We start from the raw sequence: 9,518 nt of genomic DNA, 5'->3' as shown, positions 1-9,518 counted from the left end.
CCATAGGAGGCTGGAAAGTCGGCGGGGCCACGCTATTGGCCGCGCCGACTTTCCAGCCTCCTATGGGGCCCAGGGTTTTCATTTGCACGGCCTGGACGCGATAGGCCTGATCAAAAGACACAGGTCGCAGCGCGTCGGGCCAGTCTTCGATGGGACGGTGTTCTTGACGGGCCTGGAGCAGACGTTGTGCCGTCGCCAGGCAGTCGGTTTGCAGTGTGGTGCTCATCAAGGCTTACCAGCCTAATAAGCAACGGCCCAAGGCTACCGCAACGGTGGCCTGCGTGGGCTCCACGACGGCAATGCCCAAAGCCTGTTCCAGCGCCTCGCGCTGATTGGCCATGCCAGCACAACCCAGCACCACCACATCAGAACCGTGCTCATCGCGCAGGCGCTGGCCGACTTCTGTCAGACGTTGCAGGGCTTTTTTCTCGTCAGCCAGCTCCGACACGCCCATATTGATAGCCAGGTCGGCGGCCAGGCGATCAGTCACCCCCATTGCACCAAAGTAGCGCAGGTGACGCGGGATAGAGGCCTGCAAAATGGACAGCACCCCAAAACGCTGGCCCAGTGACAAGGCAGTCAGCACGCCGGTTTCGGCAATGCCCAATACAGGCACATCCACTGCTTCGCGCAAGGTGTACAGGCCGGGGTCGCTAAAGCAGGCCACCACATAAGCAGCGGCGTCTTCTTTGACGCTCAGGGCCTGGGCGCGCAAGTGAGGGATCAGGGTGTCAATATCGGTCTGGCTTTGTACACCCGCCGGGCCTTGGGGCAGGCGCAGGCAGGAGATGGCCGGGCCATCGGCCAGACGCAGAGGCTGGACAGCACGGTCCAGGCCATCCGTTACGATCTGGCTGGAATTGGGGTTCAGAACGTAGATATGAGGGCGACGGTTCATGATGTTTTTATGTTTGGGTGGGCGGTAGCCCGTTTTGGTGGCTTAGTTTTTCTGACTGAAAGCGGCCTTGCAGGCCGACATACCAGTCAGAACCATGCATGCGCCCAATAGGGTCGTAAGCGTCTATATCAATGCGCCCTTCAGGCGTCAGGATGGCGTCGTCGCAGTGCAAATGCAGGATTTCGCCAATGACGATATGGCGTAGCGGGCCCAGGTCCAGCGCGGTGTGCAAGCGGCATTCAAACTGCACTGGGCATTGGGCGATACGGGGCGGCTGCACTTGCACGCTGGGGGCCAGATCCAGGCCCGCCTGCAGGTGCTCGGCCTGACCGGTCGGGTAAGCAATGCCGCAGATGTTCATGGCGCGTGCCATCTTGGCGCTGATCAGGTTCACCACAAACTGGCCGGTGGCCAGGATATTGCGGGTGGTGTCTTTCAGACCATCGGCAGAGTGCGCATCGTTTTCCAGGCCCAGTGCCAGTACGGCAGGCTCCGAGCCCATCACATTGAAAAAACTGAACGGGGCCGTGTTCACGCGCCCCTGCTGGTCACAGGTCGTGACCAGGGCAATGGGGCGCGGCAACACGGTGTTGACCAACAAGCGGTAGCGTTCGCGTTCGCCAAGCTGATCACAGGACCAGTCCATGTCAGCTCTCCAGGCTCTGGTCCAACATGACAACGGTCTGATACAGAACCCGCGTACCGTCCAGAAGCTGCTCGGACGTAATGGATTCTTCAGGGCAATGGCTGCGACCATTCAGGCAGGGAATGAAGATCATGCCCATGGGGCCGCTGGGTGCCATGTAGACCGCATCGTGACCGGCTCCGCTAGGCATGACCATGCTCGGGTATCCCAAAGCGCTGGCAGCCTGCTCGATGATGCACATCACCTCGGGCGTGCAGTCCGTGGGCTTGGCCAGGCTGACTTGCGCCGCGTCCAGACCCAGGCCCATGGCCTCGATTTCCGGGCGCAACTGGGCCAGCAGCTCCTCGGTGAAGTTCTGCATCAGTTCCTGGCGGTCGCTGCGTACTTCCACCATCATCTCAACGCGTCCGGGTACGGCATTGGAGGCGTTGGGCGTCAGATTCAGGTTACCGATGGTGGCGACCAGATAGTCTGGTCCCCCCAGAGCCCGGCGGGCCTTGCGGTCCACTTCACTGATGATCAGGCTGGCACCGACCAGAGCATCACGGCGTATGTCCATGGGTGTGGTGCCTGCATGGTCCGGGCGACCTGTGATGATGATGCGGTGGCGGCAAATACCCACGATATTGCTGACCACGCCGATAGGCAGATTGCGCGATTCCAGTACCGGGCCTTGTTCGATATGCAACTCGACAAAGGCGGCGGTATCACCGGGGGCGCGACGAGCCTGGGCTAGTTCCTGGGGACGGCCACCGATGCGGGCAATGCCTTGCGCCAGTGTTTCGCCCTGAGGATTGCGTTCGGCCAGCATGGCGTCGGACAAGACCCCGCCCATGGCGCGACTGCCTACGCAGGACACGCCATAGTCGCTGGGCTCCTCAGACAGAAAATCTACTACTTCAAAAGGATGGTCCAGCTGGATGTTCTGCTCGTTCAGGCAGCGGGCCACTTCCAGCCCGGCTAGCACGCCGATGATGCCGTCGTAGCGTCCGCCATACATCACGGTGTCGCAGTGCGAGCCAGTCGTAATCGGTGCCAGTCCGGGCTTGCGCCCTTCGCGGCGACCGATCAGATTGCCCGCGGCATCCATGCGTACGGTCAGGCCCGCTTCTTCGAACTGTTGCAGCAACCACTGACGCGATTGCAGAAACAGATCGGAGAAGGCGCGACGTGTCCAGGGCTGGTCGGGCAGCGTGAACGCGGCCAGCTCCTGGGTGCTGCGCCACAGGCGCTCCTGATTCAACAAGGGCATGGCCAGGCTCATGACAATTCGCCTGCCTTGTGCGGACGGATGAACTGACCGTCGCCCGCAGCGTTACGCACGGTTTTGCCGTCCCAGGCCAGTTGGCCGCGCACATAGGTGGCTTCCACACGCACTTGGAACTCGCGGTCCTCAAAGGAGCTCCAGGTGACGGCGGACAGGCTGGTGGACGGGTCAAAACGGTAGGTTTCGGGTTTGACGATCACGATGTCGGCATCTGCACCCACATTCAGCGAACCCTTGCGGTGTTCCAGCAGGAAGTGTTGGGCAGGGCCCCAGCACAATTGCTTGACGACCATAGTGGGGGAAATGCCGTGTTCGGCGCAGCCGGTCCAGAAGGCAGGCAGCAGGGTTTCCAGACCAGGGCCACCGGAGGAGTTCTGGAACACATTGTCAAACTGCTTGCGCTCCAGGCCCCAGCTGACGTGGTCGGAGGACACGAAGGTACATTCGTCGTTGGCGATGTGGGTCCAGAGCAGATCCATTTCCGCCTTGGGGCGAATGGGAGGGTAGTGCTTGGTCTTGGCACCGAAGCGGCGGGTGTGTTCTTCGTGGTTCAGCATCAGGTACTGCACGCAGGTCTCGATGGACGCCTTGTGGCCTGCCTGACGGTACATATTGCAGATCTCAAAACCGCGCGACAGGGACACGTGCACAGCGTGGGCACGGGCACCGGTTTGAGCACCGATTTCATAAATGGCGCTGGTGGCCAGGTTTTCGATCAGAGGGGTGTGAGCGCGCAAGAAGGCGTCCCAACCCGTATCACCGGCTTCGACCATGCGCTTGATGTTCTTGCGTGTCAGTTCCTGGTCCTGGTTGTGCACACCGCAGGCCAGGCCGGAGGGGGCAATCAGGCGGAAGGCTTCCATCAGGATGTCTTCTTCCACGCGCGGAAAGCGGTTGGGGCTAGCTTCAAAGGTAGAGAATTTGAAACCGCAAACGCCGCCTTCAATCAGGCCAGCGGCTGCTTCCAGACCGTGCTGGTCGTTCAGGGTGCCGTAGCAGGCCACGTCCACGTGGCAATCGCTTTCAATGCGGGCAATCTTGTCTTCCAGCTGAGGGCGGGAGGCAACGGGTTCGGGATCGTCGTACGGCATTTCCACCATGGTGGTCACGCCACCGGCGGCCGCCGCACGCGAGGCCCAACCCAGACCTTCCTGATTGGCCTGGCTACCAGAGTGCACCTGACCGTCCAGCACGCCGGGCATGACCCACATGCCACGCGCATCCACATGTTCACGGGCCGAAGGAGCCGCGCCAACACCGCGGGCTGCTACTCGGCCTTCGCGGACGGCCACCCAGCCGTCTGTGATGATGCGGTCGCGTTCAACAATATTTCCTCGTACTACCAGATCAAAGTCGCTCATTATCTTCCTCCTTGGATGGCTCGGACCCGCGCATCTCGCGTGCCCGCAATCGTGTTCGTTTCCATGATTGAAGCAAATCCAGTCATGAATGTCGTATGCCTATTTATCTGTAAAACATAACGTCATGTTAAGTCTTGCTTGGAGTGCGCCCAGCGCTGCACGTGATAGCGGTCGTGGCCCAGGCACAGGCAGAACGAACCTACGGCTTTGGCCAGTTTTTCCGTGATGTGGCGCTTGTCGTAGGTATTGCGTGTGATGCGTTCCTGGGCCTGCTCCACTTGTTGGCGCAGGCGAGGCATATTCACTTGTGTTAACTGTCGGTCGCGCACGGCAAACTCGCCGTCGACCATCACATGGCGCAGCGCCAGCCCGTCTTCCAGATGCACCAGCTGATTGACTGTGTTGTTATGCGGAATCCAGTTGATATGGGCCAGATCCAGAAACACGATGTCGGCCTTGCGACCCGGTTCCAGACGTCCCAACTGCTCGCCCATGCCCAGGCAGCGGGCGCTGCCTTCGGTGGCGGCGTACATCGCTTGTTCGGTTGTGACCCAGCGTTCTGTATCCGGGCCGCGCACCTTGGACGAGAAGGAGGCCAGACGCATGGCCTCGTACATATTCTGGTTATCGCCACTATTGGAGCCGTCCGTGCCCAGGCCCACGGTAATGCCGCGTTCCAGCATGGAGTTCACATCGGCAATCCCATTACCTAAACGCATATTGCTGCCGGGGTTGTGGGCCACCATGGCACCGCGTTCGGCCAGAATGTCCAGGTCGCGCTCGTCCAGCCAGATGGCGTGTGCCAGGGTGAAACGGGGCGAGATCAGGCCCAGCTTGTCCAGATGCTGAACAATGGTGGTGCCATAGCGTTTCATGCCGGTCAGGGCTTGCACATAGGACTCGCCAACGTGGCTGTGCAGGCCGATATTGCGCTCCGCGCTGATTTCACCGCAGGTTTGCAGGAACTCGTCCGAGCACAGCATGGGAATGGTCGGGGCCAAGGCCACGCGAATGCGGTCGGAGTTGCGCTGCTGGTCCAGAAAGTCCGTCAGGCCTGATAGCGTGGCCCGGAACGACTGCGGTGCCAGTTGGGCCACAAACGTTTGCAGATCCTCGGGTAGGGCTTCGATCAGGCCGGGAATGGATTGGTAGAAGGACAGGTCTGCCATCATGGGCGCTACCGTGGCCCGCATACCGGCATCCAAATAGGCCTGGGCGACGGCATTCATTCCTTCCGCCGTGGGTACGGGGACTTCAGAGTACAGGTCGTAGCTGGCGGTGCAGCCTTTCAGCAGCATTTCTGCCGCGTTCAGCTGGGTACTCAGGTATTTGTCTTCCAGATGGCGGTCGCCATTGATCCAGGGGCCAGCCGTCAATAAAAGCTCCAGCGACCAGCGATCCCCCATGGCTTTGGCATAGGTGCCGTGGCCGTGGGTGTGGGCGTTGATCAGGCCAGGGTGCAGCAGTTGGTCATCCGCTTGCACGACTGTGGCTTCAGACGGCGCGGGCAGGCCGGGCGGGCCCATGGCTTCGATCTCGCCATTCTTGATCAGAATGTCCAGAGGTTCGGCCTTGGCTTGGGCGTGGGCCAGCACCAGGCCCCCACGGATGACGGTATAACTTGATGTCATGATCAGCTCCGATTGTCCTTGATTGCCCAAGGGAACAGGATGCGTTCGGCGGCAGAAATTACCTGAAAGAACACAATGCCCAGCACGGACAAGATCGCCATGGCGCCAAAGGCAACCGGTGTCTTGAAGAAGGCCGTAGAGGTGGTGATCAAGTAGCCAAGACCTTGGTCAGCGGCTACAAATTCACCGACTACTGCACCCACCACGGATAAGGTGATGGCCACTTTCAGACCCGAGAAAATAAAGGGCACGGCAAAGGGCAGGCGGATACGGAAGAACTCTTGCAAGCGGGTGGCGCGGCAGGCACGGACCAGCTCGATCAGCTCGGGTGGGGCCGCCAGCAGGCCGGAGGTCATGGAGATCACCAGCGGGAAGAAGGCCACCAGAAAAGTCACCACGACGCGTGGTAGCTCAGTGGGTCCAAAGATAATGACCAGAATCGGAGCCAGGGCCACCTTGGGGATGGACTGGGTCAGGATCAGCAGCGGAAAGCTGATCACAATCGACAGCAAAAAGCCCAGCATGATGGTGCGCGTGGACACCAGCGTGTGCATCAGCATGGCCTCTTTCATTTGCATGGAATCGGCCCAGATGCGCGAGGGGGCGGGCACCAGATATTCAGGGATATCAAACAGGCGGCTGGCCAGCTCCCACAGGATGACCACGGCAATCAGGGTGATGGCCGGGATGGTAATTTCATTGAAATCGCGCAGGCGCAATCGTCGCTTGCGCACAGGCGCAGCGGCCAGGGTTTGAGTTTGCTCGCTCATCAAGCCACCTCGTGTTGGAAAATAAGTTCACGGACGGCGGCGGCACAGCGCGTAAATTCCGGCGTGCCCACCAGAGAAAAGTCGCGTTCGCGGGGCAGGTTTACATCCAGAATTTCGGTAATCTGGCCGGGGCGCGGCGACATCACCACAATGCGGTGACCCAGCATGACGGCTTCGGAAATCGAGTGCGTCACAAACACAATGGTTTTGGGGTCTTCGTACCAAAGCCGCAGCAGTTCCAGCGTCATGGTTTCGCGGGTCAGCGCGTCCAGGGCGCCGAACGGCTCATCCATCAGCACCACTTTGGGGTTGTGAACCAGTGCGCGGCAAATGGCCACGCGTTGCTGCATGCCGCCCGACAATTGCTTGGGGTGGTGGTGCAGGAAATTGCCCAGACCAGCGGTGGTCAGCAGACGCGTGGCGCGGCTGCGGGCCTGATCGTCCAGACGACCCATGATGCTGGATGGCAGGAGGGTGTTGTCCAGAATATTGGCCCAGGGCACCAGGGTCGGGGCCTGGAACACAATGCCGGTGTCCTGGCGAGGGTGGGCAACGATTTCATCATCAATGCTGACGGTGCCGCTTGTGGGCATCAGCAAGCCTGCAATCAGGCGCAGCAGGGTGGATTTCCCACAGCCCGACGCGCCGACGATGGCAATGATTTCGTTGTCCTGGATGTCCAGATTGATTTGTTTCAGTGCCTGAGTCTCGCGCTCGGTATTACGACCGTAGATCAGGTTCACGTCTTGAATGCGTATCACAATGCGCTCCTAGGCGCGCGCCGGCCCGCCTGGGCCAAGCCGGAGCACGCGCGAAAATCAGTTCAGCTCAGGGCTTGGCCGTGCCGTTGGCCTTGACGATGAACTGGGTGTCGTAGGCTTGGTGATAGTCCCAGGCGGGATCCAGGCTTTGGGCTTCTGCAACGGCCTCGTAGGTGTTTTTCATGCGGCCTTCTTCCAGGCTGCCTACTCCGTGCTCGGCACTGAAATCGGTGTAGATGTAGCCCAGCACCGCGTTCAGGTTGCCCATGCAGTCATCAAGGTCGATTTCCGGATTGGCCTTTACGTGGGCCTGACAAGCCGTGTCCGGGTCCTTGCGGGCGGCTTCCCAGGCTTCGATGGTGGCGTCCAGGAAGTTCTGCACCATTTGTGGACGCTCGGTCAGTGTCTTGTCGGTGGCGAATACGGACAGGGCGTAGATGTTGAAACCCTGATCGCTAAAGGGCAGCACCACGATTTCCTTGCCAAAACGCTTGGCCTGCTTGTTCTGGTAGTAGTAGTTGGTGGCCAGGAAAGGAGCGGCGTCCACTTTGCCGTTGATCAGCAGCGGTGCCATGGAGGAGCCGTCAACGGTCACCCACTGAATCTTGTCGGGATCGGTGTTGGCCTTGCGCGCCACCATGGGGAAGTAAAGCTTGTGGCTGTTACCGGGCGAGACGGCAATTTTCTTGCCTTCCAGGCCGGAGAAATCGGTAATGCCCGAGTCTTTGCGCACAAATAGGGAATGGGCCGAGTGTGAGAAGGTGGAAGCAATGGCCTTGATGGGAGTCTGGCTGTTCTGACGTGAGGTCAGAATGGCGGAAATATCGGCCAAGCCAATATCGGCCGCGCCGCCAGCCACTTTCAGAACTGTGTCACCCGAACCGGTGCCACGGGTAATCTTCAGGTTGATGCCGTGTTTCTCGTAAATCCCGTTGGCAATGCCCGAGTAATACGGGGCATAGTCGCCGGTGGGGATGAAGTCCAGCATCAGATGAACGTTGTCAGCAGCGTGGGCGGTGGGCGCAGCGGCGGCCAGTCCCAAGCCCAGCACCGCCAGGGTGCGAGCAAGCAGGGTTTGCATGATTTTGTCTCCGTGTCGTAGTTATGAAGCCGCTCTGTAAGCCCGTTGCGATCAAGGCGCGCCGGGATGGCAGCTTGAAAAAATTGAAACATAGGCAAATCAAAATGTCTTATGCTTATTTGTGCTCGAAACATAAGGCTACGTTAAGGGATGCTGCTCAATCTTCGTCAAATCGAGGTTTTTCGCGCGATCATGCTGACCGGTTCCATCAGCAAGGCGGCGCAATTGCTGAACGTGTCGCAACCGGCCATCAGCCGCCTGCTGTCCTATACCGAATCGCGTATTGGTCTGGTGCTGTTCGAGCGCATCAAGGGGCGTCTGTACCCCACGCCCGAGGCGCGTCGGCTCTATCAGGAGGTGGAGCAGGTTCATAACAGCGTGCAGCGGGTAAACGAGGTGGCCACCGACCTGATCGAAAAGCGCCACGGCAGCTTGCACATTGCCGTCAGCCCCAGTCTGGGCCAGACCTTGATCCCCATGGCGGTGACGCGTTTTCGCCAGGCATTCCCGGACGTGAAGGTGTATGTGCGCACGCTGATTTCCAGTGATCTGGTACAGGCTTTGGTCACCCAGCAGGCCGAGGTCGGTGTGGCTATCGTGCCGCTGACGCATCCCAGCTTGCATGCCCAATCCATTTATGAAAACCATCTGGTGGCGGTGTTGCCAGCCAGCCATCCTCTGGCCGACAAGCAGGAACTGGACGCCAGCGATCTGGAAGGGCTGGACCTGATTGGTTATGGCAATGACACTCCTTATGGCCAGATGGTGCAGCAGTTATTTGGTAACCGTCCTGGTGTGCCGCAACTGGCGGTAGAAGTGCGTTTGACGCATATTGCCTGTGCCATGGTGCAGGCTGGAGCCGGGATTGCAATTGTGGACGAGCTGGCCGTGGCAGGCCGGGTCTGGCCGGATGTGGTGGTGCGCCCCATTAATCCGCGCACCACCATGCCTTTGCACATGCTGCATTCCAATGTGGTGCCGGTGTCGCAATTGGCTCACGACTTCATGAAAGTGGTCATTTCTACCGCCTCCCGAGGGATGCGGGCAGGCTGGGCTTGAGTGATTCATCCATAAATACATCGTCCCCCCACGCTGCGCTTTTG

At 59.8% G+C, this 9,518-nt stretch carries 9 protein-coding genes and 1 pseudogene; 1 reads left to right on the top strand and 9 read right to left on the bottom strand.

The window, feature by feature from the left end; genetic code table 11:
• From ACLPGZ_RS18945 to ACLPGZ_RS18905, 9 genes and pseudogenes are all read right to left on the bottom strand, one after another.
• A pseudogene (locus ACLPGZ_RS18945) lies at positions 1-226 on the bottom strand (2-oxopent-4-enoate hydratase); the annotation flags it as partial.
• Between the two features lie 6 nt (positions 227-232).
• The gene (locus ACLPGZ_RS18940) at positions 233-898 is read right to left on the bottom strand and encodes an aspartate/glutamate racemase family protein (protein ID WP_115635294.1); all 666 of its coding nucleotides are present in this window, start codon (positions 896-898) and stop codon (positions 233-235) included.
• 7 nt (positions 899-905) lie between these two features.
• Positions 906-1,544, bottom strand: a complete 639-nt coding sequence (locus tag ACLPGZ_RS18935) for a flavin reductase family protein (protein ID WP_060186140.1) — start codon at positions 1,542-1,544, stop codon at positions 906-908.
• Between the two features lies 1 nt (position 1,545).
• A complete protein-coding gene (locus ACLPGZ_RS18930) occupies positions 1,546-2,808 on the bottom strand; it encodes a Zn-dependent hydrolase (RefSeq protein WP_239055028.1) in 1,263 nt (420 codons plus the stop codon).
• Positions 2,805-4,172 carry a dihydroorotase gene (locus tag ACLPGZ_RS18925; RefSeq protein ID WP_009462747.1) on the bottom strand — a complete coding sequence of 456 codons (1,368 nt, stop codon included), beginning with the start codon at positions 4,170-4,172 and terminating at the stop codon, positions 2,805-2,807. Before ACLPGZ_RS18925 ends, ACLPGZ_RS18930 begins: the two co-directional genes overlap by 4 nt.
• Before the next feature lie 122 nt (positions 4,173-4,294).
• The gene (locus tag ACLPGZ_RS18920; protein ID WP_239055029.1) at positions 4,295-5,803 is read right to left on the bottom strand and encodes an amidohydrolase family protein; all 1,509 of its coding nucleotides are present in this window, start codon (positions 5,801-5,803) and stop codon (positions 4,295-4,297) included.
• Between the two features lie 2 nt (positions 5,804-5,805).
• Entirely contained in the window at positions 5,806-6,573 is a 768-nt protein-coding gene (locus ACLPGZ_RS18915) for an ABC transporter permease (protein WP_429641836.1), read from the bottom strand.
• Positions 6,573-7,334, bottom strand: coding sequence for an ABC transporter ATP-binding protein (locus ACLPGZ_RS18910; protein WP_045930687.1), 762 nt, complete (start codon positions 7,332-7,334; stop codon positions 6,573-6,575). Before ACLPGZ_RS18910 ends, ACLPGZ_RS18915 begins: the two co-directional genes overlap by 1 nt.
• A 67-nt stretch (positions 7,335-7,401) precedes the next feature.
• Positions 7,402-8,415 carry an ABC transporter substrate-binding protein gene (locus tag ACLPGZ_RS18905; protein WP_035268378.1) on the bottom strand — a complete coding sequence of 338 codons (1,014 nt, stop codon included), beginning with the start codon at positions 8,413-8,415 and terminating at the stop codon, positions 7,402-7,404.
• 150 nt (positions 8,416-8,565) lie between these two features.
• Between ACLPGZ_RS18905 and ACLPGZ_RS18900 the strand changes: the two genes are divergently transcribed.
• Complete coding sequence (locus ACLPGZ_RS18900; RefSeq protein WP_083054310.1) at positions 8,566-9,474, top strand: LysR substrate-binding domain-containing protein; 909 nt, start codon at positions 8,566-8,568, stop codon at positions 9,472-9,474.
• Positions 9,475-9,518 lie beyond the last annotated feature (44 nt).

Origin of the sequence: Alcaligenes sp. Me129 (assembly GCF_050487245.1) — a bacterium.
GTDB lineage: Bacteria > Pseudomonadota > Gammaproteobacteria > Burkholderiales > Burkholderiaceae_B > Alcaligenes > Alcaligenes phenolicus.
Note: the sequence above shows the minus strand (reverse complement) of the source record. Positions and strands in the feature narration are given on the sequence as shown.

Bases quoted from the DNA above. Each gene is read 5' to 3' on its own strand.
- ACLPGZ_RS18920 (WP_239055029.1), bottom strand. From the start codon at position 5,803: ATGACATCAAGTTATACCGTCATCCGTGGGGGCCTGGTGCTGGCCCAC.
- ACLPGZ_RS18925 (WP_009462747.1), bottom strand. From the start codon at position 4,172: ATGAGCGACTTTGATCTGGTAGTACGAGGAAATATTGTTGAACGCGAC.
- ACLPGZ_RS18940 (WP_115635294.1), bottom strand. From the start codon at position 898: ATGAACCGTCGCCCTCATATCTACGTTCTGAACCCCAATTCCAGCCAG.
- ACLPGZ_RS18905 (WP_035268378.1), bottom strand. From the start codon at position 8,415: ATGCAAACCCTGCTTGCTCGCACCCTGGCGGTGCTGGGCTTGGGACTG.
- ACLPGZ_RS18930 (WP_239055028.1), bottom strand. From the start codon at position 2,808: ATGAGCCTGGCCATGCCCTTGTTGAATCAGGAGCGCCTGTGGCGCAGC.
- ACLPGZ_RS18915 (WP_429641836.1), bottom strand. From the start codon at position 6,573: ATGAGCGAGCAAACTCAAACCCTGGCCGCTGCGCCTGTGCGCAAGCGA.
- ACLPGZ_RS18935 (WP_060186140.1), bottom strand. From the start codon at position 1,544: ATGGACTGGTCCTGTGATCAGCTTGGCGAACGCGAACGCTACCGCTTG.
- ACLPGZ_RS18900 (WP_083054310.1), top strand. From the start codon at position 8,566: ATGCTGCTCAATCTTCGTCAAATCGAGGTTTTTCGCGCGATCATGCTG.